Here is a 25,821-nt window from a genome sequence, read left to right on the forward strand (position 1 = left end):
TTTTCGGTTCCCGAAAACGTCTTGATAATTGGCGATAAAAACTACCTATAAAACGCGGTCGCACATCCTCGAAGGACTTCGATAGAAGTTTTTCTCATGCGTTCAATCCGAGCTGGCACGGAAAATACGAATAAATGCTTCCGCAGCTAGCGACCATTTCCTGTCCTGCCGGACAGCAAAGCCGATACTCCGTGATGGAAGAGGATCTTCCAAACGCAGTTCATAAAGTGTCCCGCTTTGAAGCTCTTTCTGCACGAAAGAGCGGCTAATGAAAGCGGCGCCGTAGCCTAATCTTGCGAACTCCGTGAGTAAATCTATGCTGCCCAGCTCAATGTCTGGCTTCACCTGATACCCCTTGGCAGCAAACCACATCTCGACGAATACTCTTGTGCTGCTTCCCGGTGATAAAAGAATGAGCGGCAGCTCGGAGAGCTCTTTCACGGTAAGGGTCTGATTTGCCAATTCTTTATAGGCTTCACCAACAACAAAGCAATCTTCCAATTTTGCCAAGGATTGAATGTAAAATTGGGGATCGTCAATCGGCATGTGTACGACAGCGCAGTCGATGTCTCCCTCCTTGAGGCGTTGCGTTATTTCTGGTGTTTTTCCATGGGAGAGACGAATGCGAATACCTGGATATGCCTGATGAAAGGCGTTCAACTGCGGCAGCAAAAGATGCTTGATGAGTGAATCGCTTGCCCCGATCCGAATTTCTCCCTCGGTTAGCTGTTTTAGATTTTGGAGATGTTTCTGTGCGGAATCTAACATGGCGAAAGATTGCTCGACATAGTCAAGCAGCGCTCGTCCTTCTTCGGTGAGCTCAACACCTTTCGATAACCGATGAAACAATTTAAGTCCCAATCCATCCTCCATTTGCTTGATAGCATAGCTGACGGAAGGTTGTGTAATATGCAGCTCTTGTGCGGCTTTGGTTAAATTACGATAACGTGCTGTGATTAAAAATATCCGATACCATTCTAAGTTTATCATCTGATATAGAACACCTCTATGACAAGATCGTTATTTTCCGATTTCACTTATTTCAACTATCTCATTATAATGGAGATATAGCAATCTTACAAAAGAGGTGGTCGCAATGCTCGTCAAGCAGCCTGATTGGGAAACACGCTCCCCGTGGTCAAGTCATAACGATAAACAGATGGTAAAGATTAATCCTCCAAAGGCAGCAGTCAATGGGGTCATTCGAGTACCAGGGAGTAAAAGCCTGACGAATCGAGCATTGATTATGGCGGCCTTAGCGGAAGGTAAATCAGACATACAAGGGATATTAAGAAGTGATGATTCGTATTGGTGCATCGAAGCGTTAACGAAACTTGGCGTGCAGGTGGTCATAGAAGGCGAGACAGCTTATATCGAAGGTTGTGGAGGCGTATGGCCGAATCGAAACGCTGAGCTGTATGTAGGAGCTGCAGGAACCGTTGCGCGCTTCTTGCCAGGTGCTTTGGCAATTGCTATTGGCGAATGGAGCCTGAAGGGGGGCTCACGATTGAGTGAGCGGCCGCTTGCCCCATTGTTGGGTGCGCTGACACAACTTGGTGCTCGTTTTGAATATAAAAAAACAGATCGTTGCCTGCCCTTCACGCTTCATGCCAATGGCCTGCAAGGCGGAGAGGTAATCATGCCTGGTTCTACATCCAGCCAGTTTATTAGCGGCCTTCTCTTAGCAGCCCCCTATGCGAAGGATCGAATCATCATACACATCGATGGTGAAATTGTGCAGAAGGATTATGTCCAAATGACACTTGATATGATGGCCTCATTTGGCATAACACCTGAAGAAGCGTTGGATGGTCAAGCAATCGTGGTGCCTACAGGCAAATATCAGGCTCAATCGTTGCAGCTTGAACCGGATGTTTCGACCTGCTGTTACTTCTGGGCATTGGCAGCACTTACGGCTGGAACCATACGAATCGAAGGTATTAATGCGACAATCACGAGCCAGCCTGATATAGAGATTTTGGATATTTTAGAGCAAATGGGATGTACGGTTATTCGAGGAGAAGACAATGTGGAAGTGCAGGGCGTGCGCCAGCTTAAAGGCGGTTTTACAATCAGTATGAAGAAATGGTCGGATCAAACGCTCACGATCGCGGCTATGGCTCCTTTTGCCGATGGCCCGATTACATTAAAGGATGCTGCGCATATAAGGCATCATGAATGTGATCGCATTGCGGCAATATGTGAGGAGCTGAGTAAACTCGGTATTCGTGTAGATGAGCATCAGGATGGCTTAACCATCTATCCAGGTCAGCCAGTTGCGGCCGTGTTAGATTCGCATGATGATCATCGCATGGCGATGGCATTATCCTTAATCGGAGTAAGGGTCCCGGATATCCGTATTTCAGATCCAGGGTGCGTATCCAAGACATGCCCAGATTTTTTTGAACAGATGTCACTTCTAGGTGTAGATATAGCGTACGAACAAGGAGGAATTGAGCAAGATGGCAGGTAATACGTATGGGGAAAATTTTAAAATTACGACTTTTGGGGAATCGCATGGTGCAGCTGTCGGTGTCATTATCGATGGGGTGACCCCAGGCGTTGAAATTGACGAAGCATATATTCAAATACAGATGGATAGAAGGAAACCGGGGCAATCCTCGGTTACTTCGCCACGCAAGGAATATGATATCGTCCATATCTTATCAGGCGTATTTGAGGGGAAGACGACAGGAACGCCACTTTTTGTCATGCTGCATAATACCGACATGAGACCGGATGCTTACAATGACATCCAGCACGCTTTTCGGCCAGGTCACGCTGATTTTACCTATTTGCAGAAATACGGAATTCGCGATCACCGAGGCAGCGGGCGAGCATCTGGCAGAGAAACGGCGGCAAGAGTGGCAGGTGGCGCTGTAGCCCGAAAGCTGTTAGAGCGAAGAGGGGTTCAGGTCTTGGCTTATACACGTGAGATCGGGGGAATCCAGTGTCAGACGTTCCAAGAGGAGATCATCGAACAGAACGCTGTTCGTGCATGTGATCCGATTGCAGCGGCTGAGATGATAAAAAAGATCGAGCATTTAGCCTCGATTGGCGATAGCTGTGGAGGCATTGTTGAATGCCGGATACGCGGCGTTGTGCCTGGCCTCGGAGAGCCGGTGTTCGATAAGCTGGATGCGGAGTTGGCAAAAGCGATGTTATCGATTGGCGCTGTGAAGGGGATCGAATTTGGAGAAGGCTTCACAGCAGCTGCTATGCTGGGAAGTGAGCATAATGACGCGATGAGCAGCAGTGGCTTTCTAAGTAACCACTCGGGTGGAATCATCGGTGGGATCAGTACAGGGCAGGAGATCGTGTTTCGAATTGCCGTCAAACCGACATCATCCATTTCTGCTACGCAACAGACGATCAACGTCAAGGGTGAGGAACAACTGATTAAGACAGAAGGAAGACATGATCCTTGTATATGTCCGAGAATCGTGCCCGTTGTTGAAGCGATGGCTTGCTTAGTCTTAGAAGATCATTATAAGCGGCAAGCTGCTATGCACAATTAAGTACTCGTTATTAAAAAATAGCCCTAAGCCTTGTATAGGCTTGGGGCTATTGGCTATTTGCGTGAAACTCAGATCAAGTATCGCTGTCTATTTGTGCGAATTATAGGGGGTATTCCATGATGCAAGTTGACTACTTAAGTTGACCAAGTTGAGCACGTAATACTTCCTGGCCAGTTGCAAGTGCACCGCTCTTAAGAGCTGTTACAACTTTCTCTAAAACTACATCTGCGGGTTGGTTGGCATCATTCACTGCGTCAAGAAGGCGTGTACCGATGTTGTTAGCACCGGTTTTTAATGCAGCTTCTAAGAAACTTTTGATAAATTTGCCATGGTTTTCAGACATATATCTCACCTCCTTCCCGAATAGTCGGAAATCCCCCTGAGGCAAAGTCTGATGTGATTTCCGCAAGTTTATTTTTGTTTTTTATTTAGTTTTACTTTTAGATTTGTCATTGGTTTAGCTTTAGGTTTCGTTTTAGATTTTAATTTTTGCTGTGGCATTGGCTTTGTTTTTTGCTTTAGCATTGGTTTTGTTTTGGGTTTTGCTTTAGGCTTCACTCTTGGTAGTGTTCTTGCTTTTGATCTCTTTAAGGCGGCAAGATGTCTTTCATGCTCTAGGATGACTTGTCTTTCATGCTCTAAGGCAAGTTGTCTTTCATACTCTAAGGCAAGTTGTCTTTCATGCTCTAGGGCAAGTTGTCTTTCATGTTCTAGGGCAAGTTGTCTTTCTTTTTCTAAAGCGACCTGTCTTTCATGCTCTAGGGCAGCTTCTCTTTCTTTCTCTATAGCCTGTTCTTTTGCTAGTTCTTTGGCTTTTTCTCTGGCCACTTCTCTGGCCTTTTCTCTAGCCTTTTCCCTTGCCAATTTTTTGGCCTTTTCCTTTGCAAGTTCCCTCGCTTTTTCTCTCGCTTCTTCTTTAGCTTTTGCTAATTCTCGTTCTTTCGCCCGTTCTTTCGCTTCTTGTTGGGCTAGTTCTCTCTTCTTTTTTTCATCTGCCCAATTAAGGAGCGCACTGCCAACGGACCGAGTAGCTTCAATCAACATCGTAGTGGGATTTTCGTTGGGTATGATTTCCAATGCTGGTTTTCCTTCTAAAGTTTGCAATTTTTGATTGGAAAGCTGATGCCATGCGGAATTTTGCGTTTCATTTTCCAATCTTCTAAAATACGTGGCCGCTTCCTCGTTCCTGCCTATCCTTGTATAAGCATCACCAAGTTCATAAATGAGCTGTAATTGGCCATCGGTGTTAAGCATGTCATCTTGTTTATTGAGGAGGAACGTATAGTCTTCAATTACTGTCTTCGCCCGTTGGAAATATTTTTCGGGGAGATTGTAAGATGCTTTGCCACGAAGCAGTCGGATGGTGCTGTCTTGTGAATCGGCAGCTACCGAATTATCGAGTATTTTCAAACCTTGATTAGACCATTTTAATTTTTCTAATGCTTTCGTTTTATCACGTGCAATCAGAATCATTGTGCTGCCATAGTAAGCATCAACAAGGGGATTCGATGGATAATCAGCCCGCAGTTGTTCTAACAACCCATAAGCTTCTTGAACAGCAGCTACATTCCCAGCTACGCCATCCATATGAAGCTGGATAGCCTGGGTAAGTTTCTCATTGAATGGGTCAGTTCCTTCCATATTGCTCGGATTATGGTTTGTCACTCGATTACATCCTCCCTGGACTCATGCATGAGCGCATCACTCAATGGCATGGTGCTAATCATCATTTTTCTTCGGTTGCATGCTGGCAAGGCGCTGTAAGAATTCATTGGCCTTGTCTGAATTTCCAATATTTTGGTAGGCTTTGCTTAGCTTCCGAAGCGCTTCTCTGACTTGTTTAGGTGTAAGATAATTGGAAGCTTGCTGATAGCGGTCAAGGAGGAACGTGAAGTCTTCGATCGCTGTTTGTGTAGAGTGGAAATAGGACTCGGGCAATTGCAGGCAGACGCTTCCGCGTAGAAAGCGAATTTCTTTGTTACTCGGATCTAAGGTTACTGCATGATGTAAGGCTTCCAAACTCGCTAGTGCTTTTTCTTCTTTGTCTAAAAGCTTAACGGCATCACGTGCTAGGAGGGCTAATGAACTACCATAATAGGCTTCAATTAAAGCATGCTGAGGCTGGCTCTCACGGAGCTTCAAAAGCATCTCATTTGCGCTTTTTGCCGCCTTTTTGTCTCCATCAACTCCATCTTGATGAAGTTCCTTAGCTTCCTTGAGTTGTTTCATGAGATAGCTGTCAGTTGACATGTATGCGAACCTCCAATTTGTTCCGCCATTCTTTGAAACTGAGTTTCTCTAAGCCGACTTCTCATAAGTACGAGGACTATATACTTGTTACGATATGAGAGTCCCAATAACTACGATTGGATGAAAGAATCACTTTTCAAAAAATATACAGTTGTCCGAGTCAAGGCTGACATGTCTTGCATTTCTTATTAGAGTGACTAGGAGGGAAGGAGTGAGCAAATCAACTAAGATCAACTACATGATAAGCAATCAATTGTTAAAAAATGAGGAAATAAATTTGCAGTAAGACAGGTTGAATGGACTCGCTAGCTATTTGAACATAGAAGAAATAGAAGAATGCTTACTTGGCGTCGTACACAACGCTTCTGGTTCACCTGCTAGATGAATGACCCTGCCAGACGTGTGGATTGAAAATGGTTAGGAGGCGTTTTGTGAAAGCACAAACCCATAAAATGACGGTATCCATGGACGAACATACATCCCATTTAGAACAATTCAAAGCTTTTTTTAAACAACTGGATGAGGATGGAACAACGATTGAGAAGCTGCCTCGGCATAGAATCGAAGAATATCAGTTAAAAGCGATTAACGCTACCCTTACGCATATTTGGAACGGCAATGCCTATTATCGCGCTCAGCTGGAAGAAGCGGGGTTTACCGTACCAGAAATAGAAAGCCTTGAGCAATTAAGCAAAGTACCGCTATTGAATAAAAACGTCATTCGAGGCGATAAGCAGAAAATCTTGTGCTTAGATCCCAAAGAAATAGGTCAGGTTCACCTCACGAGCGGTACTTCGGGAAAACCGATCTACACCTCATATTCGTTAGCTGATCAGTATGTTTATGATTTGCTGCCTAAATACTTGGAACTGTTTAAGGAAACAGATGCCGATGTGGCGGCCATTGCCTTGCCTTATGAATTTGCTCTGCCAGGACTAGGATTTCAGCGGTTATATCAATTTGCTTTTGGAACGGCAGTGCTGTCACTTGGCAAAGGTGGATACATGGCACCTGTTGATAAGTCTTTAGAATTGATGAAGGAATTTCAAGCTACAGTTCTGACCACGACCCCGTCCTATGCGGCACTTTTGGCTGAAGAAAGTGAGAAGTTTGGCATAAAGATAGGCGAAGATATTCGCTTGAAAAAAATATTGCTGACAGGTGAAGGTTGTTCCAATACGTTCCGTGAGCGGTTGGAAAAATGGTGGGGATGCGAAGTGTCCTTCTTCTACGGATCAACTGAATGCGGCGTTGTTGCAGTTGAATGCAGCGAGCATAAGGGGTATCACGTGATGGAAGGTCATGTAAAAGTTGAAATCATTGATCCCATTACACTGGAAAAGCTTCCTTATGGCAAAACGGGCGAAATCATCGTAACGACGCTGCTGCGCGAAGCTATGCCAATGGTGCGGTACCGCAGCGGGGATATCGGATTTTTGCAGAAATCCAAATGCAACTGCGGCATCACGATGGACGTCCTGCATTTGCGAGGCAGAATGGAGAACATGGTTCGCATCGGCGATGAAGATTATTCGCCCTTCATGCTGGAACATTTCTTAATGGAAATTCCAGATGTGGGCATGTGGTATCACTTCAAATTGAAGCAGGGATCATTAAAGATTGAAGCGGAACCATTTCGGACGGAGTTAACAGATGAGCAGCTGGCAGCCAAAATCCGGCAGCATATGGCTGATCGAATTGGGATTGAATGTGAAGTGGAAATCAGACACGATATTCCTCGCACTTTTGGCAAAGCAACGCGAATATTCAATTAAGGCGGCCAGGAACATGGTGCCAAGGTCGCATTCGCCATCCCAAAGCGCCGTGTAACGCCGAGAGGAGGTGCCCTTATGACAGATACTCAGAGGGAGCGGGAGGATAAGTTTAAACATTTATTAGTACGCCTAATGAAATCTCCCCTATATAAGGATCGATTAGCGAAATATAACCTTGAGCATATAGGCATGGAAGAGATTCAAAAGCTGCCATTGACAACGAAGGAAGATCTTCGCAAAGCGGGTACTTTCGGACATCTAGCCGTTGAAATGAGCATGATTGCGCAATATCACGAATCCACGGGTACAACCGGAGATCCCTCCGCTTCCTGGTTTACGCAAGAGGATATGCAAGTAGGAGGAAGGCAGCTGCAGGAATGCGGAGTCCGATTGACAGCAGATGATCTTGTGCTGATTCGCTTTCCGTATGCCTTGGCGCTGCCAGCCTTCTTAATGCAGCAAGCTGCCTGGCAGGTAGGAGCAGGAGTGGTACCTGCAAGCGGCCGCACGGTGGTTACACCTTACCCGAGAGTATTACATCTTATGAAGCGACTCCAAGTCACTGTAGTAGCGGGACTTCCACGCGAAATGGAGCTTCTGGCTGAGGCAGCACGGCTCATCGGTTTGGACGCGAACAAAGAGTTTCCAGCACTGCGCGCTATTTGCGTGGCTGGTGAGTTAATGAGTGATAAACGTAAAGCGCATATCGAAATGCTTTGGGGGGTACCCGTTTATAATATGTATGGTTCGACTGAAACCGCAAATATTGCAGCCATGTGTGAGTATGGATCTATGCATATCGTGGAAGCGGATTTCTGCGTAGAAGTGCTTCATGAAGATGGTTCGGGTCCTGTTAACCAAGGAGAGAGAGGGCATGCCGCCATAACAACACTTTCTCATCAAGCTTCTCCGCTGATGCGATACTTTAACGAAGATATTATCTCTGTTGAACCTTCCATGTGTGCTTGTGGGCGAGCAACGGGCAAATTGGTACATTACGGTAGAAGTAAGGACCGAATCGTGATCGGTGATACCCTACTTGATGCCTATGATATCCAAGAGGCTGTCTATGCATTGACTCCAGCTCCAGATGCATGGAAGGTTTTAGAACAAGAGGAGGGCCTAACCTTTCTTCTTGATTCGCATGATGCTGGACGATGGAGCAAAGAGGACATTCAAACGCAATTATCTGAAATGCTTCACGTGCCTGTCACCCTTCAAATCATGAACGACGCAACGCTTCTGGATCGGGTTGGGCTCGTGAATAACGTGCCATCGACCAAACCGGTATATATTCAGAAGCGAAATAAAGTGTAGGTAGGCAGGATAAGGATCGAATCAATTGTGGAAAAGAGGTGGGGGACCGGTCATGAACGACAAATGGCAACAATTAATCATGCAATGGGATGGCATTAACCAACAATTGCTTGATTTGATGAATGAACGTGCACGCATGGCTACGGAAATCATGCAAGAAAAGCAGAAGCAGGGTATTGCCAAAGATACGCCTGTTGGTAATCAACAACTGCTGAGCGAGCTAGCTGCCCATACCTTTGCGAATCCCAAAGCAAACAAGGAGGCTCCAGCCGAGCGCCAGCTGCTTGTTAGCCGCCAGTATAAAAGTGAGGATACGATTATTCAAGTGAAGCACGCTGAAATTGGGGGTTCTTCACACACCATCGTGGCTGGACCATGCGCAATTGAAAGCAGAGAGCAGCTATTAACGGTTGCTACCACGATGAAGAACGCTGGTATTAACGTCTTGCGTGGCGGTGCGTTCAAACCACGGACTTCACCCTATGATTTTCAAGGCCTTGGTGAAGAAGGATTGAAGATCATGAAGGAAGTGGCGGATGAAACGGGGATGGTGACGATCAGTGAAATCATGAGCCCTGCGCAAATTGACACGGCAGCTCGTTACATTGACATCTTTCAGATTGGTGCGCGCAACATGCATAATTTCGATCTGTTGAGAGCCGTTGGTCAAACCCAGAAGCCTGTCCTTCTGAAACGTGGCCTCTCCGCAACGATTGAGGAGTTCATCTATGCGGCTGAATATCTGTTAGCCAGTGGCAATAGCCAAGTTATGTTAATCGAGCGCGGAATACGCACCTATGAAAAGTGGACACGGAATACACTCGATATTTCTGCTGTTCCGATCTTGAAACAGGAGACCCATCTTCCGGTACTCGTCGATGTCACGCATTCCACGGGTCGGAAGGAGATTATGCTTCCATGTGCCAAAGCTGCGCTTGCGGCGGGTGCAGATGGTATCATGATCGAGGTTCATCCGAATCCGCAGGTGGCACTATCTGACGCGAAGCAACAGTTGAATATAAATGAATTTAACACCTTTTTGCAGGGGCTACGTGATTCAGGGCTGTATCGTTAACAGCTCATTATTACAACAAAATGTTGTACGCAGCTTACGAATCAACATGGGTTGACATACGGCTATTGGAGGAAACTGTATGACAGATAGGCATGCGAATAGTAAAGACTCGCAGCATGCGGGGGAGACATTGGATTTTTTGCAGAGATTGATTTTCGATATGCTATTAGTGACTGACGGACGGACTACAGATTTATTAGAAAGCTTGTTAGATGAAAAGATGCGCGTAACGGTCCTGAGACAAGAACAATTGAATGAGGAACATGCCGATCCAACTTATGAATCCTCCGGCGCTTCTTTATATGTAAGAGAATCGATTTTGATAAGCGACAAAAGTGATATCATCGTTTCTCATAATATTGCCATTGTGAATTCAAAACACGTTCCAGCTGCCTTGTTTGAGAAAATAGCTCATAGACAAGAAGGCATTGGCAAATCAATCAGTTCGATGGGTTTACAATCCTATAGAAAAGTGGTTGATTCTGGACGTAGGAGCGAAGAAGAAGCTGTTGATCTGTTCCAAAAGCCGATCAGTCTTCGTATTCCTGAGCTGCACGATAAAATTCCTTATAAAAAATATGATATTTATTTTCAGTTATTGCCAGGGATTCATATGCTGGAATATTTTAATCCAGCAATTATCAAACATCGGTTAAATCAGGTATTTAATTCCAATATGGAGGGATAAAAGATGAGTGAAGAAGTAATGGAAGAGCAAAAACTAGGGAAAAAAGAGGAAAAAGAAAAGGCCAAAGAGCAAGCTCGACTTGAGAAACAAGCGAAAAGAGAAGAAAAAGAGAAGCTGAAAGAACAGAAAGAGTTGGATAATCAAGCAAAGAAGGAAGAGAAAGAAAAATTAAAAGTAGAAGAACAAGAAGCAGATGAGAAACAGCAGCAAGAAAAAGGAAAAGAAAAAGTGAAAAAAACAAAAGAGAAAAAAACAAAAGAGAAAAAAAGTAAAGAATAACTGCCAGATGGGAATGAAAAAGGACTGCTTCCTTATTTTTGTAAAGGGAAGTAGTCCTACGTTTTTTCTAAAGCATCGATAACGATCTAAGATTCATTTTTTACTGCTTTTTTGACCATTTTTCATTTGTTCAACGAAAGTTATTCCTGCATTCACCATATGCTCACTGGCATGTTGTACGCCAATTTTAACAGCTGCGAACAGCTTTCCAGCAGGAATATCAGCAGGTTGATTCAACTGCTCCATAGCTTCCATGATTTGTTTTCCTGCAACATTCGCACCGCTTTTTACCGCGATGGAATAGGTAGTGGCGAAATGTAGGAACCATTGCTTCACATCACTGAAGAATTTCGACATCCCTTGATTTCTCGGTGCCAATGACATCCCCTCCTCTCTTAAGCACCTAGTTGGGTGCTCTTTCTTGCTCATCGTTGATTTGCCATTCTTCGTCCTCAGATACATGCTTATTCGACGAAGCGGTTCCCCAAGGCGATCTCGGATCATTCTTTAGCATTGGACTTGGCTGAACTTGAAGTGTTCGTTCCTTGCTGTCGATGTAAAATTTTAAAACAGCAACAATGACCCCAGCTACAAGGACAAATGTCATTACTCCGGCTAAGGTTAGTCCGAGAATAAAGATTACGCGATCCGCAAAGCCCATTTTCTTCATATCCATGTCAATTCTCACATCCCCTCACAATAATCCAGTATATGTACAGTGTAGCTCGATAATATGGACACAAGAGTACCGTCCAGCGGAATTCCACGATTGTCTAATCAATAAGGAGGGAAAAGAATGAATGTCACATTACTTAGGAATTTAGCTTGTTTGCTCTTAGTTGGATTACTTGTAAGTTCCCTTCAGACACAAAACTACCTGTTGCTAAGTTTGTGGGGAGTCTGTACCGGATTGCTCTTCATTTACAAGCCAATGCGATCATTTCTGCTGACAACGATAGGTTTGGGTGTCGGATTTGCTAGCTATCTATTCATCAACGCAAATTGGATCCACGATGTAGAGCCAAAGGAATGGCAGATCCTCCTAAACCGATTGTCCCTGATTTGTATGATCATTCCCTTGCTTATCTTAGCGCTTATGCAAAAAGTACCCTTCATGCGCTATGCGAAAGCACCGCATTGGAACGAGCGGATGGGCATCCCCTTGATCTGGTCAGGCTTCCGCCAATCGAAGGTTAAGTACTTCTTACTTATCGCAATGGCAGCGATTACGTTAGCTTTTATGCCATTTGTTATTCGGAACGGATGGCATAACGTGCAAGAGATTTGGTTGTTCGCGATTGCATTTTCCATCACAAATGTGCTGGAGGAGATCATCTGGCGCGGAATACTGCTTAGTCGATTCTCCGAACAATTGGGTGATAAAGGGGCAGTATTTGTGACCAGTGTAGGTTTTGGCTTGCAGCATTATTCCCTTGGATTCTCTTGGGGTGTGTGCATAGCCTATGCGATTGGTGGGTTGTATTTCGGAGGCATTACGATCAAGTCCAGAAGTATTGTTCCCGTCTTGATTTGGCATTCTTGGATCAATGTTCTTATGATTTTCAGTGGTTTTCTTTTGTAATTTCTGTCGTCTATAGACAGGAGGTTCTTACGACCGATTCTCACTTCACAAAACATGAATCACCAATTCCAATATTCCAATTGTACAAAAAGGAGAGGGTTCGATAAGATACTCATATACAAATTCAAAGTATTCTAATCGGAATAATTATTTTATTGTATCTAATAGGAGGTTAGGACATGGGAAAGAGAAAGCATCTTACATTTGGGGCAATGATACACGGTGTCGGATATGGTTGGGATGATTGGAGACACCCTGATGCGGTGACGGATGCGGGCGTGAATTTTAAGTTTTATAAAGAGCAGGCCCATATTGCGGAGTCAGGGAAGTTCGATTTTGCTTTTATCGCGGATAGCGTGTATATCACGGAGAAGTCGACGCCGCATTACTTGAATCGATTTGAGCCATTCACGATACTATCGGCGCTGGCTGCAGTGACGTCTCACATTGGGCTAGTCGCAACGGTCACGGTGAGCTACAGCGAGCCTTTTACATTAGCTAGACAGCTAGCGTCGCTGGATCATGTGAGCGGTGGGAGAGCGGGTTGGAATGTAGTGACGACCTTCCTAGAAGGAACAGCAGGTAATTATAGCAAGCAAGATCACTTGGCACATGACGTGCGATACAGGCTTGCCGATGAGTTCCTAGATGTCACACGCGGACTCTGGGATTCTTGGGAGGATGACGCGTTCATTCGAGATAAGCAGTCAGGAGTGTTTTTCGATCCAGAGAAGCTGCACAAGCTGAATCATAAGGGTGAGTTTTTCTCAGTCAAAGGACCGCTCAACATTGCCCGTTCTAAACAAGGGCAGCCGGTTATATTTCAAGCAGGGCAATCTGAAGATGGGCGGAATTTTGCGGCGAAGCATGCGGAGGCGATTTTTGCTGGCCACGATAATTTGGAAGAGTCCAAACAGTATTATCGCGATGTGAAAAGAAGAGCGGCCGGCTTCGGACGATCACCAGAAAGCATTTCAATTTTGCCAGGGATAAGCCCGATTATCGGTTTAACGGAAGAGGAAGCTGAGCGCAAATATCAGGAGAAAGTAAATCTCGTGTCCATCGAAAATGCGCTGACCGCGCTAGGCAGACCCTTCAACTATTTCGATTTCTCCAAGTTTCCATTGGATGAACCGTTCCCGGATTTGGGTGAACTCGGATCGAACGCCATGCAAAGCGGAACCGAACGCATTAAGCGATTAGCCAAAGAAGAAAATCTGACGCTCCGTCAAGTGGCACTGCGACTGGCAACGCCGAGAAGTATCTTCGTTGGAACACCGGAGAAAATCGCGGATACGATCCAGCAATGGTTCGAAGAAGAGGCAGCGGATGGCTTCATTATCAGCCCCGGAATTCCAAGCACACTGAAGGATTTCGTGGAGCTGGTTGTGCCGATTTTGCAAGAGAGAGGACTCTATCGTCAAGACTACGAGCACGATACATTGCGGGGGCATCTGGGCTTAGAGGTACCTGTGAATCGAAATCGCAAAGAAAAGGCTGTACTTTAAACCTGCATTCGCATGTGCAAAAATCCTTGATAGATAGGTGAGAAATAAAATGAAAATAAAAATGAAGCGATTATCAGGTAAATATTTGCCCCTATTTATAAGCCTCGCGGTCATTCTGTCTGGGTGCCAAACGGCTGCATCAACGAAGGAAGCTACGGCCACATCCAAAAATGATGAGCAGGTCACTCCCGGCGGCGAGTTAACGTTTGCCTTGAGCATCGCGCTTACGAACGGCATTCTGGATCCGCATCGCACATCAAGCCCGCAGAACTCGCGTATCATGCGTTCTATCTTCGATAGCTTGATTGTGGAGCTGCCTGATCACACGTTTAAGCCGTGGCTTGCGACTTCGTGGGAGATTTCTCCAGATCAAAAGAGCTATACATTTACACTTCGTCAGGATGTACTCTTTCATGATGGCACGCCGTTTAACGCGGAGGCGGTCAAATTTAACTTTGAACGCATTAACACGGTTGAAGCACCGGGCGTGGCGAAGAACAATATAGGCCCTTTTCAATCGGTGGAGGTACTGGATCCCTATAAGGTGAGGATTAACTTCACGAAGCCGTTTGCGCCTTTTTTGAGAAACCTTTCTTCTGAGAACTTGGGCATCGTGTCACCAGAAGCAGTGAAGAAGTATGGGGACAAATTCTACAATAATCCAGTCGGAACAGGTCCTTTCAAATTCGTGAAATTAACGGAAGGTACGGAATACGTACTGCAGAAAAACCCAGCCTACAATTGGGCTCCCGCAAACGCGAAGCACCAAGGGCCGGCTTATCTGGATAAGCTCGTATTCAAGGTCATCACGGAAGAAGCGACGAGGGTGGGTGTGCTGCAAAGCGGCGACGTGAAAGCAGCGGATATTATCCCGCCACCGAATATGGCTGCGATTAAAGCGGACCCGAGGTTCCAAGTGCAGGAAGCCGAGCTGCTAAATTACAATGCGGCCATTCACATTAATAATACGAAGGCACCTTGGGATAATGTAAAATTGCGTGAAGCGCTGCGCTTGTCTCTAGATATCGACAAAATCGTCAAAACCGTATATCTCGGTACTTTCCCGCGGGCGTGGTCTTCGATTTCTCCATCTATTTTCGGCTATGATCCATCACTGGAAAAGAAATGGAAATCAGATCCTGCACAAGCTGGTCAAATCCTCGATGATTTAGGTTGGAAAAAAGGTGCCGACGGCATCCGTGTCAAGGATGGCAAGCGGTTGACGGTCGACATGATCGACTTTTATGCCAATCGGGAACGCAGAATGGATGTTATGGCGATTGTCCAGAACCAATGGAAGCAAGCGGGAATCGAGCTGAAAATATCTTCGCTATCTGTTGGGGCGTATACGGAGCGATCGAATAGCGGTGATTATGATATTTGGATCGGAAGCCAATATGGAGCGGATCCGGATGTTTACCGTGTGGTGAATAAGAATAGCAGATTTAAAGATCCAGAGTTGGATACCTTGCTCGATGCAGGCTATGCGGAATTGGATGATGCGAAGCGGAAGGACATTTATCAGAAGGTGCAAAACCTGCTGTTTGACAAAGCTTATACGATTCCGATCTATGTTTTCCCCTATTCCGTAGCATCGGTGAAAGAATTGAAAGGACTTCCTTTCGATGCACATGGTTTTCCGTTATTTTATGACGCCTGGCTGAAAAAATAAAAGGGGGGCTGTGCGCAGTGGCGGAATTTATTGTACGAAGGCTGCATGTTTCCATCATCGTCGTATGGGGATCACTGACATTAGTATTTCTAATTCTCAATGTACTCCCAGGGGATCCCGCAGAATTGATTCTTGGCCAAACAGCGACCGAAGAAATGATTGCCAAGCTGCATAATAGCTTAGGATTAGGTGATTCAACTTGGCAGCAGTACGTTACCTACATGTCGCATATAGTACATGGTAATTTCGGTGTATCGTACGTAACCAAACAACCAGTGCTTGCACATTTGATCGAGCAATTTCCAGCTACCCTCTCGTTAACCGTTGCTAGTGTCATTATCGCAATCGGATTGGGTTTAATTCTTGGCATCCTATCTGCTGTGTATCCGAATCGAATGATGGATTATGTCATTCGGTTCGTGACGCTATTCAGTATTTCGATGCCGACATTCTGGATTGGTATTCTGCTTATTCTAATATTCTCTGTATCGTTACACTGGTTACCTGCGATCGGAAATGGGAGTTGGCAACAGTTGATTTTGCCAGCCAGCTGCTTAGGTATAGCTTGTTCTGGATCTTTGGCACGGATGGTACGCAATAGCATGCTGGAAGTCATTCATGAGCAGTACGTCACTACGTTGCGATCTAAGGGCCTGACGGAACGGAATGTGATTTACCGGCATGTACTGCGTAATGCACTGATTCCAACGATAACGATGGTAGGTATATTGGTGGGAGAGCTGCTTTCTGGCTCTGTCGTCACAGAGACCGTATTTTCAAGGCAGGGAGTAGGCAAGGTCGTTGTGGATGCGATTATGCAAAAGGATATTCCTGTTGTGCAAGCGGCAATCATGTTTGCTTCGATCTTCTACGTGTTGGTCAATTTATGTGTAGATATTACGTATACCGTCATTGATCCTCGCATTCGCAGTGGGTCTAAAAGCGCTTTGCGCTAAGGAAAGGAGTGGCGTACGTGAAATTAACGTCGTCGCAAGTACTCGTTTCGCCATTACAAAGGCAGCGACTTAAATTACAGCTAGGCTTAGGTCGTCTTCTGCGAGCCAGGTTTTTCTTCGTTGTATCTGCACTGCTTGTTGGTTTCTTGGTGGTCTGTGCGCTTGTGCCGCAATGGATCGCCACATTCTCACCGACAGATATGACGGATGCGACGCTGCAGATGCCGGGATGGGCCCATATTTTTGGAACTGACCAGTTTGGAAGAGATATATTTTCTCTGCTTGTATATGGTAGCCGACAATCGCTGCTTACCGGCGTAGGCTCTGTACTCATTGGTGGATTGATTGGTGCCATCCTCGGCCTTATTGCTGGGTATGTAGGCGGGATCATCGATTCGATCTTGATGCGGGCGATTGATATCGTAATGGCGATCCCTGGTATTTTGCTGGCCATTTCCGTATCGGTTGCGTTGGGGTCCAGCTATTTCACGATTATTGTGGCTGTAAGTGTAGCGAGTGTTCCGGGCTATGCAAGGGTCATACGCGGACAAGTCATTGCGATCAAAAGCCGTGCGTTTATAGAAGCAGCGAGAGCCGTAGGTACCTCTCACCTTGACATGATGTTCAAGCATATTCTGCCGAACTGCTTGTCACCTTTACTTGTGATGGGTACTCTCGGCATTGGCAGTGCCATTCTCGTTGGATCTTCGCTCAGTTTTTTAGGGTTGGGCGAAATTCGAGAAATCCCCGATTGGGGCACGCTCCTATCTCAGGGTCGCGGGATGCTAACGGTCGCTTGGTGGATCGCGGTATTTCCAGGACTATCTATTACGTTCCTTGTAGTATCGGTGAATTTGATTGGCGATGAGCTCCGGAATCGATTGGATCCGAAGGGGCGGAAGGGTTAGCTTAGATGATGAGAAGCGGGATGGTTTGTGTATAAAAGAAAAGCAAAAAGCACGCTCTAACGTTAGTTAGTTCGTGCTTTTTGTTTTTTTGTTGGAGCGCTCGCTTATTTGTTCGCGGCAACCGTTTCTATTTCTTTTACACTTTGATAAATGAGGTTAAACAGTTCTTCCAAGTTGCCTTCTTCGATGCAGGAGAAAGCTACGCGAAGATCTGTTTCGCCGAGTGCGATCGTGCCGACACCGTGTTGATTCAATAAATGAACGCGCAACGCTTCCGCATCAACGGTTTTGAGCTTCAAGCACATGAAATAACCGGAGTTGAACGGGTAGTAGCCCCATGCATCATCGAACTTACCACTGTCCAGAATGGACTTAGTACGGTTCGCGCGGCCTTTCATGATTTCGTATTTCTCTTGCTTCTGAATGGCGAACTCCGGTGAGTTCAGCGCATGAAGCACGAAGGTTTGGGACGGATGCGGGCCGCTTGAAATCGTTGCACGGATGATCCCCATTGTCTTTTGCTCAAGTGCTGCAAGAAGTGCATCACTTTGACCTGCATACGTAATGAAGCCTACGCGGAAGCCCCATACGTATTCTTCTTTCGTAGCGCCGTCGATTTTGACAGCAAGCACACGCGGGTGAAGATCAGCCAGTTGACCGAATAAGGATTCTTGCAATGAATTTTCGAAAAAGAGACCGAAGTAAGCATCGTCAGTCAAAACAACGACATTAATGCCTGCTTCTGCAGCATCTTTGATAGCAGCCGTAATCGCAGTGCCGTCTTCGCTATCCGGTGTGTAGCCTGTCGGATTGTTCGGGAAGTTCAGGACCACGATCGCTTTGCCCTTGGATTTCTGTGCAAGCAGCGCTTCACGTAATCCCTCGGCGTTAAATTTGTCTTGTTCGTTATAAAGCGGATAGTTCACGATCTGCGCGCCGCGGCGAATTTCGAAAGTGAGCTCGTAATTTTCCCAGTTTTTATCCGGAATAATAACGGCGTCCCCAGCATCTGCAAATAAATCAGCAGCAATGCTTAGCCCATGTGTCAAAGCGTTCGTCACAATCGGGTTACCGATGAGTTTGCTGCCAATGCCCGGATTCTCTTCGAGCATTTTTTTGCGCCAAGCTGTACGTAGCTCAGGCTTACCAGCCGGTGGAGCGTATTCATATATATCTTTAGGATTGTAAGTGGAGAGTGTATCTTGAATGACCTTCAGATGCATAGGTTGACCATTTTCGATGGCTATACCGATGGTAGCATTGAACTTCTTTGCTTTGGCCTTTGCTTCAGCCGATTGGCTAAGAATGCCTTCTTTCGGGAAGTAAATCGATTTACCTAATGCGGAAAGCATGTCATGTACGTGAGAATTTTCACGTTGCAGGGTCTCGTTTAACTGTCTTGCCAAAGGATTCATAAGAGTGGGTCATTCCTTCCAATGAGCGTTTCATTTTTTCCCAGTTATTATATCACTTTCAAGGGTGTACGTCACTGTGATCAATAAATTTTCTCTGGAAGCATTGCGGGTTTAGATACTTAGGAATCCTTGTAGACGATCCTTCACTTGCGGCCACTCTTTATCGATAATACTGAACATAACCGTATCACGCACATAGCCGTCATACAGCACACGATGCTGGCGCAGAATGCCTTCTTTGATAGCTCCTAAACGGGCAATAGCGGCTTGGGAGCGCTCGTTGCGGAGGTCGGTTTTGATCTGGACGCGCAGCAGGTTCAGGGACTCGAAGCAGTATTGGAGCAGCATATACTTACATTCGGTATTTACACGTGTGCGCCAGACACTTGGATTGTACCACGTATGACCAATTTCCAAGTTCCGGTGAGGCACTGAGATATCGAAGAGTCGTGTGTGGCCGACAATGGTTTTGGATTGATTGTCGTATACGGTAAATGGGATACACTGACCTGAATCCTGCTCATTGAGCGCTTGATACACAAATTTATGGACCTCGGCAGGGTTAAGCAGCGGAGTCATGATATTGGACCAGATGTTGGGATCGTTCGCAGCTTCAATTAAGCCAGGGATATGAGATTCCTGTAGGGGTAAGAGGGTGACACGCGTTCCTTCTAACGTAATTGGTTGTAGGTTCATGGATTAAATTCTCCTTGTCTTTGGGGGATGAATATGAGATTTTAGATAGCATAATTGAAAATTGGATTGATAAAAAGATCCAATTTGGTTTTGTTTTTATGGACCATTTGGTGGGTGAGGTAGAAGATATGTTGCGGAACGTGAATGGGTTGTTTTTTGGGAATGAAGAGTAAAGAATGGAAGAGATGAGGGAGGGTATGTATGGAATTTCATATACCTTTTGAGGCTTATCGCAAGCGATATGCAAGCAAGTATGCGGCGCTGTATCATGCCATCCATGATGAAATACTGGCGAATAAGTTGAAATACAATACAAAGCTGCCTTCTAGTCGCGAGCTCGCAGCGTTATTTCAATTGTCACGTGGAACCGTGAATCAGGTGTATGACATGCTGATTGCTGAGGGTTATTTGCAGGCAGATGTAGGTAGAGGTACGTATGTGGTCTACGCGGATGGGCAGGAAAAAGAGCAGTCTAGTAAGGGCAGGGAGATCAGGTTGTCGGCGTGGGCAAGTAGGGTGGTTGGGCAGGATTTGGTGAGGGGGAGGGAGCGAGGGGAAGGGGAAGAGGAAGAGGAAGAGGAAGAGGAAAAGGAAAAGGAAAAGGGGAGAGTTCAAGAGATCGCGTTTGCGGTGGCGCGGCCGCACATGGAGCAGTTCCCGCGGGAGCAGTGGAACCGCGGGATGTACGAGCAAGTGCGGCGGATGACGGAGTCGCCGCAAGAGGATGCCTACATCGCCGAGGGGCACTACGCGCTTCGCGAAGCGATTGCGCTGCACTTGAGGCGGATGCGGGGCATCGATGCGCCGCCTGAGCGCATCGTGATCGTGAATGGGTCCATGCAGGCGATCGCCCTGCTGACCCAACTGCTTGTAAACCCAGGCGATCCCGTGGTGCTGGAGCGCCCCGGTTATCAAGGCGCCAGCCGCGCTGTGCTGGCGGCCGGTGGTGTGCCCGTCCACGCAGCGTTGGACGAGCAAGGGCTGATTCCGCAGCCGTGGAACGCGCGGCTGCTGTTCGTGACACCCAGCCGCCAATTCCCTACGGGGGCGGTGCTGGGTCTAGATCGGCGCCAGCAGCTGCTGCGCTGGGCGGCGGAGCAAGGCGCTGTCATCGTCGAAGACGATTATGACAGCGAGTTCAGGCACCGCGGGCGGCCGATTGAGCCGCTCAAGGTGCTGGACCAAGAGGGCCGAGTGGTGTACATCGGTACCTTTTCCAAAACGATGCTGCAGGACCTGCGCATCGGCTATGTCGTGCTGCCGGAGGCGCTGCACGACGCTTTTGTAGCCGCGAAGCGGCTATTCGAGCCGCACCCGACGGGGCTGCTCGAACAGCGCTCGCTCGCCGCCTTCATGGCGAGCGGCGGCTACGAGCGACACCTGCGCCGCATGCGGCGGGTGTACGCGAGCAAGTTCTTGCTCCTGCAGGCGCTACTGCAGGAGCAGCTGTCCACCCTCTTCGAATGGGTGGACAGTGACAGCGGGCTGCATCTCTTCGGTTGGTGGCGCGGTGACCTGCGTAGCTATACCGCTTATGCAGCAGCATGTAGTAATGCTGGCGTCACGTGGACAGACGCCAGCAACTACATGCTCCCCGCAGGGAAAGCAGGCGCGTGCTTCGGGTTTGCCCATTTGACGGAGGAAGAGATTAGGCAAGGTGTCACACGATTACGTCATACCTACGAAGTTCTTGGTTGCTCCTACATCACTTGATTTGCTCTTGATCTCTTAATCTTACATCCCTTGACTTGATCTCAACTTCTTAATCTTACATCCATGACCTCACCCATTAAAAATCCTTATCCCTTGATCAAATCATGTGATCAAGGGCCTCTTTGGCATGACAGCTTTTATATGCTATGATCTAACATGTGGTCAATTAAATTAATTTCTCATAGGAGTGATCCTTCGTATGGCTGGATTAAATGGTGGGGGTACAAGCGTGATTGTGCGTTTGGAGATACATAAGGAGCTCGTGACTTTTGGTAAAATTGCAACCGCAATTGGTGATGCGGGCGGCGACATCGTGGCCGTCGACGTAACACGCGCAAGCAAGACGACAACAACACGTGATATCACAGTCAGTGTTAGTGATCCTGAGCACACGGAAACGATTACGAACGTACTGAAAAGTTTGCCTGGCGTACGCGTTATTAACGTATCCGATCAGACTTTCTTGATGCATTTGGGAGGTAAAATTGAAGTCACTCCAAAAATGCCGATTAAAAATCGTGACGACCTATCCCGCGTGTATACGCCTGGTGTAGCCAGAGTATGTATGGCAATTCATGAAGATCCATCGAAGGCACATTCCTTAACGATTAAAAGAAATACGGTTGCTGTTGTTTCAGATGGGACAGCCGTTCTGGGGCTAGGTAATATTGGTCCAGTGGCGGCAATGCCTGTAATGGAAGGAAAAGCGATGCTTTTCAAACAAATGGCGGGGGTAGATGCTTTCCCAATTTGTTTGGATACGCAGGATACGGAAGAGATTATCCGCACAGTTAAAGCGATTGCGCCTGCATTCGGCGGAATCAATTTAGAGGATATTTCGTCACCGCGTTGTTTTGAAATTGAGGAACGTTTAATAAATGAACTTGATATTCCTGTCTTCCACGATGATCAGCACGGGACCGCGGTTGTTATCCTAGCTGGGTTGCTCAATGCGGTTAAGCTGGTAGGCAAGCAATTGGAATCGTGTAAAGTAGTTATCACAGGGATCGGAGCGGCAGGGATTGCTTGTACGAAAATGCTGCTTTCCGCAGGCGTTACCAATGTGATTGGTGTAGACCGTCAAGGGGCAATTGTGCGAGGTGAAACGTATACGAATTCCGCTTGGGATTGGTATGCATCCAACACGAATCCAAATCTTGAAGCGGGCATGCTGTCTGATGTGATCGCAGGTGCGGATATTTTCATCGGGCTTTCAGGACCAGGCGTTCTAAAAGCAGAAGATGTGAAACGTATGGCAACTGATCCGATTGTGTTCGCGATGGCGAATCCAACACCAGAAATTACACCAGAAGAAGCGGAGCCTTACGTTCGCGTGATGGCGACAGGACGATCCGATTATCCGAATCAGATTAATAATGTGCTGTGCTTCCCAGGTATTTTCCGCGGTGTGTTGGATTGCCGTGCATCCAAGATTACGCAAGAGATGAAGCTTGCGGCGGCCAAAGCGATTGCAGCGGTTGTAAGTGAGGACGAGCTGAACGAGTACTATATCATTCCGAGCGTGTTCAATCATGCTGTTGTTGAAAAAGTAAGAGAAGCCGTGATGGAAGCTGCTTACGAATCAGGCGTTGCACGCCGACGTACGCAGCGCGATACGCAAGACGCGCATCACGAATAATAAACAAAAGCAGTTCGGTACAACGCTGACTCAGCGTACCGAACTGCTTTTTAATTTGGGCAGGAGGAGGATTCCCCCTGCTCTTTGCAAATGTTATCCACTTTGTTGCAGTTGATATAAACCATAAGCCTTCCGAAAGTTCTTATTCGGCTTCATGAACGAGTTAAACCCTCATAAGAGGCTACGCTTGCTCTTCCGTCCATGCTTTCAATTTCCGATCCGAAGGAAGCAAGAACGTAAGGATCCCCAGTAAAGGCAGGAATGCACACAGCTCCATGACATGTCTCGTTCCCCAAGTATCGCAGAGGTTGCCGAGCACGACACTTCCGATGCCGCCAAGGCCAAAGGCTAAGCCTGTGATGAGACCAGATACTGTACCCACTTTGCCAGGGAATAGCATTTGGGCATACACGACGGTAACCGAGAAGCTGGACAATAGAATAATACCGATAATAACGAGCAGCACGTAAGCCCACGCGATGGACACATGCGGCAACAATAAAGCAAACGGTGCCGAGCCTAGCATGGAAAAGAAAATCACATTTCGTTTGCCAAAACGGTCGGAGATGGGGCCACCGAAGAATGTGCCAACAGCTCCTGCCGCGAGAAACAAGAAGATGAAATCCTGTGCGCGGTCAATCGATATGCCGTAGGTGTCTTGTAGGAAAAAGGCGAAAAAGCCGCTCATTGCCGCCCCATACCACGAGCGAACAAACACTAAGAAGATTAAAACGCTGATGGCAAATCTCACTTGCTTGCGCCGTTCAGGGCTGACCACACGCTTCACGGCGGACTTGGCTTTTATAGGCGTATCGTGCAGGACTACTTTGTACCAGCGTGCTATGTACAGTTGTACGGCGATAGCAATGGCTGCGACACCGGTAAACCAGATCGAGCCGAACAAGCCGAGTGGAATGAATATCCATTTGGTCATAATCGGCGCCAGTGACTGTCCGGCATTCCCGCCGACCTGGAAGATCGACTGAGCAAGACCTTTCCGGCCTCCCGCGGCCATATGCGAAACCCTTGATCCCTCCGGATGGAAGGCAGCCGAACCGAGTCCGACAAAACAGACAGACAAGAGCACAACCCAATAGCTATGGGCAAAAGCTAGCAGCAGCATGCCGGTTAACGTCGATGCCATGCCAATCGGCAGCATATAGGGTGAGGGCTTGCGGTCGGTATAGAGACCGACGACTGGCTGCATAATCGAAGCCGTAAAGTTAATGGCGAATTGGACCCAGCCTACTTGGGAATAACTGAGACCCATCTCGCTTTTGAGAATCGGGAAAATCGCAGGAATAACGGACTGAATCGAATCATTCAGCAGATGGACTAGACCGATTGCGAATAAGATTCGATATACAGTCGGCTTGATGTCTCCCGCTCCTTGCAAGCCCTTGGAACTAAGCTGCGGAGAAGGTTTTGTGATGGATGCCATGATGGTGTTCTCCTCTCAGGTTTAACTTCCAGGCTACACGTCGAGGAAGCGTCCGAGGTCTTCGCCCATTTTCACTTTGGAGCCTAGTTGTAAATCAGAGCGAGGTTCGAACATACCGTCTTCAAATAACAGTACTACGGTTGAGCCGAACTCGAAATAAGCAAGCTCTTGACCGCGTTCCAGCGTCTTGGGAAGAGGTGTCACATATTGAATGGAGCTCACGTTGAGCGCGCCAACTTTAACTACGGCAACTTCCCCTGTTTCATGTTGAATGAAGGTAATCAGACGTTCGTTACGGCTTAGCACACGTTTCATATGACGCAGGCCAAATTCGTTAACCGGATACACTTTCCCGAGTACATGCTCTTTTTCCAGGATATCCCCAGAGATTGGCGAATGAATTCGGTGATAGTCTGTCGGACTTAAGTACAATACGAAATAAAAGCCATTGTTGTAATTCACTGTACGCGGTGAGCGATTCAGTAATTCGTCGATTGTATAGTCTTGACCTTTGACATTGACGATCAAGCCTTCCTTGATATCACCAATCCCTGTGATCATCGCATCAACAGGACTCACGACGCGCGTCGTATCTTGATGAATCGGACGTAAACCAGGTTTCAACCGGCGTGTGAAGAAATCATTAAGTGACTTGTACTCCTTGATATGCTTCTCTGCATCTTCAATTCGAATACCATACGTTTGGGCAAAACGAGGGATAAAGAGTCGACTTATTTTGGAACGGGCAAGGGCACCTGTTAGTTGAGACACCCATTTACGTGAGGATAGTTCAGTCAGTAATCGGAAAAAAGGCTTAGACATAGATCATAAACTCCTGTTCATTCGTTGGTTAGGATTTTGCGCAGGGCACAAAGCTTCCTATTAGCGGTACATCGCTAATCTTGCCACAGAAAGGTAAAAGAATCAATTGCCTATTGCGTGGATCGACTCGATTTAAGGAGATTGTATCCGTATTTTCGACAGGAAATTCGTCAATGCTGTTGATGAGGTGAAAGTGACAATGTCGATCATAATTGTTGTGTTTATTATTCTAATTCCGCTGCTTATGTTGTGCAGTGCATGGCTGTTCGAACCATTCAAGCATGTCATAGCAGGTGGAGCTGTGGCATGTGCTTATGTATTTGGGGTGATCACCTCATTGGCGGTGTATAAAATCCTTCGGGATGACACTGTTTTTATGACGAATATCCATAGCGTGTTTACGAACAAGCTGTTCCTGTTTACCGGCGCATATTTAGGGGCTTATGGGATCTATGCGTTGCTGCAATGTTTCTTGAAAGGACTTCGAAGTGATTAAGGGAATGATGCAACGATTTTGGCGAGTAAAACGTCTATTCATTAAAGAAGGAAGTCAAAGTAAAGGCAGGA

At 46.7% G+C, this 25,821-nt stretch carries 25 protein-coding genes; 15 read left to right on the top strand and 10 right to left on the bottom strand.

The window, feature by feature from the left end:
- Positions 1-102: 102 nt before the first annotated feature.
- Positions 103-990: a LysR family transcriptional regulator gene (locus A8709_RS16100; RefSeq protein WP_065853395.1), complete on the bottom strand. Its 888-nt coding sequence runs from the start codon at positions 988-990 to the stop codon at positions 103-105.
- A gap of 106 nt (positions 991-1,096) precedes the next feature.
- On the opposite strand from A8709_RS16100, the gene aroA reads away from it, so the two are divergent.
- Both aroA and aroC read left to right on the top strand, forming a co-directional pair.
- A complete protein-coding gene (aroA, locus tag A8709_RS16105) occupies positions 1,097-2,473 on the top strand; it encodes a 3-phosphoshikimate 1-carboxyvinyltransferase (protein ID WP_065853396.1) in 1,377 nt (458 codons plus the stop codon).
- The gene (gene aroC, locus A8709_RS16110; protein WP_065853397.1) at positions 2,463-3,518 is read left to right on the top strand and encodes a chorismate synthase; all 1,056 of its coding nucleotides are present in this window, start codon (positions 2,463-2,465) and stop codon (positions 3,516-3,518) included. The genes aroA and aroC overlap by 11 nt, the downstream gene beginning before the upstream one ends.
- Before the next feature lie 130 nt (positions 3,519-3,648).
- Here aroC and A8709_RS16115 read toward each other — a convergent pair whose 3' ends face one another.
- The 3 genes from A8709_RS16115 to A8709_RS16125 form a co-directional block, all read right to left on the bottom strand.
- Entirely contained in the window at positions 3,649-3,861 is a 213-nt protein-coding gene (locus A8709_RS16115) for a hypothetical protein (protein WP_065853398.1), read from the bottom strand.
- Positions 3,862-3,929: 68 nt separating this feature from the next.
- The gene (locus A8709_RS34925; RefSeq protein WP_208607690.1) at positions 3,930-5,183 is read right to left on the bottom strand and encodes a hypothetical protein; all 1,254 of its coding nucleotides are present in this window, start codon (positions 5,181-5,183) and stop codon (positions 3,930-3,932) included.
- 54 nt (positions 5,184-5,237) lie between these two features.
- Positions 5,238-5,768, bottom strand: coding sequence for a hypothetical protein (locus A8709_RS16125; RefSeq protein WP_065853399.1), 531 nt, complete (start codon positions 5,766-5,768; stop codon positions 5,238-5,240).
- Positions 5,769-6,199: 431 nt separating this feature from the next.
- On the opposite strand from A8709_RS16125, the gene A8709_RS16130 reads away from it, so the two are divergent.
- From A8709_RS16130 to A8709_RS16150, 5 genes are all read left to right on the top strand, one after another.
- Positions 6,200-7,543, top strand: coding sequence for a phenylacetate--CoA ligase family protein (locus tag A8709_RS16130; RefSeq protein ID WP_065853400.1), 1,344 nt, complete (start codon positions 6,200-6,202; stop codon positions 7,541-7,543).
- Between the two features lie 75 nt (positions 7,544-7,618).
- On the top strand, positions 7,619-8,860 hold the full coding sequence (locus A8709_RS16135) for a phenylacetate--CoA ligase family protein (protein ID WP_065853401.1): 1,242 nt from the start codon (positions 7,619-7,621) through the stop codon (positions 8,858-8,860).
- Between the two features lie 52 nt (positions 8,861-8,912).
- The gene (locus tag A8709_RS16140) at positions 8,913-9,935 is read left to right on the top strand and encodes a bifunctional 3-deoxy-7-phosphoheptulonate synthase/chorismate mutase (RefSeq protein ID WP_065853402.1); all 1,023 of its coding nucleotides are present in this window, start codon (positions 8,913-8,915) and stop codon (positions 9,933-9,935) included.
- Positions 9,936-10,014: 79 nt separating this feature from the next.
- The gene (locus tag A8709_RS16145; protein ID WP_065853403.1) at positions 10,015-10,623 is read left to right on the top strand and encodes a chorismate pyruvate-lyase family protein; all 609 of its coding nucleotides are present in this window, start codon (positions 10,015-10,017) and stop codon (positions 10,621-10,623) included.
- 3 nt (positions 10,624-10,626) lie between these two features.
- Complete coding sequence (locus A8709_RS16150) at positions 10,627-10,902, top strand: hypothetical protein (RefSeq protein WP_065853404.1); 276 nt, start codon at positions 10,627-10,629, stop codon at positions 10,900-10,902.
- Between the two features lie 93 nt (positions 10,903-10,995).
- Here the strand turns inward: A8709_RS16150 and A8709_RS16155 are convergent, their stop codons facing one another.
- The gene (locus A8709_RS16155) at positions 10,996-11,280 is read right to left on the bottom strand and encodes a hypothetical protein (RefSeq protein ID WP_065853405.1); all 285 of its coding nucleotides are present in this window, start codon (positions 11,278-11,280) and stop codon (positions 10,996-10,998) included.
- Positions 11,281-11,305: 25 nt separating this feature from the next.
- Entirely contained in the window at positions 11,306-11,578 is a 273-nt protein-coding gene (locus A8709_RS16160) for a hypothetical protein (RefSeq protein ID WP_065853406.1), read from the bottom strand.
- Between the two features lie 120 nt (positions 11,579-11,698).
- Between A8709_RS16160 and A8709_RS16165 the strand changes: the two genes are divergently transcribed.
- The 5 genes from A8709_RS16165 (at position 11,699) to A8709_RS16185 (ending at position 17,528) form a co-directional block, all read left to right on the top strand.
- Positions 11,699-12,484, top strand: a complete 786-nt coding sequence (locus A8709_RS16165; RefSeq protein ID WP_065853407.1) for a CPBP family intramembrane glutamic endopeptidase — start codon at positions 11,699-11,701, stop codon at positions 12,482-12,484.
- A 179-nt stretch (positions 12,485-12,663) separates the two neighbouring features.
- Positions 12,664-13,992: an LLM class flavin-dependent oxidoreductase gene (locus A8709_RS16170; RefSeq protein WP_065853408.1), complete on the top strand. Its 1,329-nt coding sequence runs from the start codon at positions 12,664-12,666 to the stop codon at positions 13,990-13,992.
- Positions 13,993-14,041: 49 nt separating this feature from the next.
- On the top strand, positions 14,042-15,664 hold the full coding sequence (locus A8709_RS16175; protein ID WP_084224997.1) for an ABC transporter substrate-binding protein: 1,623 nt from the start codon (positions 14,042-14,044) through the stop codon (positions 15,662-15,664).
- Positions 15,665-15,681: 17 nt separating this feature from the next.
- Positions 15,682-16,620, top strand: coding sequence for an ABC transporter permease (locus A8709_RS16180; RefSeq protein WP_065853409.1), 939 nt, complete (start codon positions 15,682-15,684; stop codon positions 16,618-16,620).
- Positions 16,621-16,637: 17 nt separating this feature from the next.
- Complete coding sequence (locus A8709_RS16185; protein WP_065853410.1) at positions 16,638-17,528, top strand: ABC transporter permease; 891 nt, start codon at positions 16,638-16,640, stop codon at positions 17,526-17,528.
- 104 nt (positions 17,529-17,632) lie between these two features.
- Here the strand turns inward: A8709_RS16185 and A8709_RS16190 are convergent, their stop codons facing one another.
- Positions 17,633-18,943: an aminotransferase class I/II-fold pyridoxal phosphate-dependent enzyme gene (locus A8709_RS16190; RefSeq protein WP_065853411.1), complete on the bottom strand. Its 1,311-nt coding sequence runs from the start codon at positions 18,941-18,943 to the stop codon at positions 17,633-17,635.
- Between the two features lie 111 nt (positions 18,944-19,054).
- Positions 19,055-19,639, bottom strand: a complete 585-nt coding sequence (locus A8709_RS16195) for a GNAT family N-acetyltransferase (RefSeq protein ID WP_065853412.1) — start codon at positions 19,637-19,639, stop codon at positions 19,055-19,057.
- Positions 19,640-19,840: 201 nt separating this feature from the next.
- Between A8709_RS16195 and pdxR the strand changes: the two genes are divergently transcribed.
- Both pdxR and A8709_RS16210 read left to right on the top strand, forming a co-directional pair.
- Complete coding sequence (gene pdxR, locus A8709_RS16205; RefSeq protein ID WP_065853414.1) at positions 19,841-21,352, top strand: MocR-like pyridoxine biosynthesis transcription factor PdxR; 1,512 nt, start codon at positions 19,841-19,843, stop codon at positions 21,350-21,352.
- Between the two features lie 199 nt (positions 21,353-21,551).
- Complete coding sequence (locus A8709_RS16210) at positions 21,552-22,991, top strand: NAD-dependent malic enzyme (RefSeq protein WP_065853415.1); 1,440 nt, start codon at positions 21,552-21,554, stop codon at positions 22,989-22,991.
- Between the two features lie 181 nt (positions 22,992-23,172).
- Here the strand turns inward: A8709_RS16210 and A8709_RS16215 are convergent, their stop codons facing one another.
- Both A8709_RS16215 and asd read right to left on the bottom strand, forming a co-directional pair.
- Positions 23,173-24,432, bottom strand: a complete 1,260-nt coding sequence (locus A8709_RS16215; protein WP_065853416.1) for an MFS transporter — start codon at positions 24,430-24,432, stop codon at positions 23,173-23,175.
- A gap of 33 nt (positions 24,433-24,465) precedes the next feature.
- Positions 24,466-25,254, bottom strand: coding sequence for an archaetidylserine decarboxylase (gene asd, locus A8709_RS16220; RefSeq protein WP_065853417.1), 789 nt, complete (start codon positions 25,252-25,254; stop codon positions 24,466-24,468).
- Positions 25,255-25,453: 199 nt separating this feature from the next.
- Here asd and A8709_RS16225 point away from each other — a divergent pair, with 199 nt between their 5' ends.
- Positions 25,454-25,750, top strand: a complete 297-nt coding sequence (locus tag A8709_RS16225) for a hypothetical protein (protein WP_065853418.1) — start codon at positions 25,454-25,456, stop codon at positions 25,748-25,750.
- The last annotated feature ends 71 nt before the right edge of the window (positions 25,751-25,821 follow it).

It is taken from the genome of Paenibacillus pectinilyticus (assembly GCF_001700435.1).
Lineage (GTDB): Bacteria > Bacillota > Bacilli > Paenibacillales > NBRC-103111 > Paenibacillus_E > Paenibacillus_E pectinilyticus.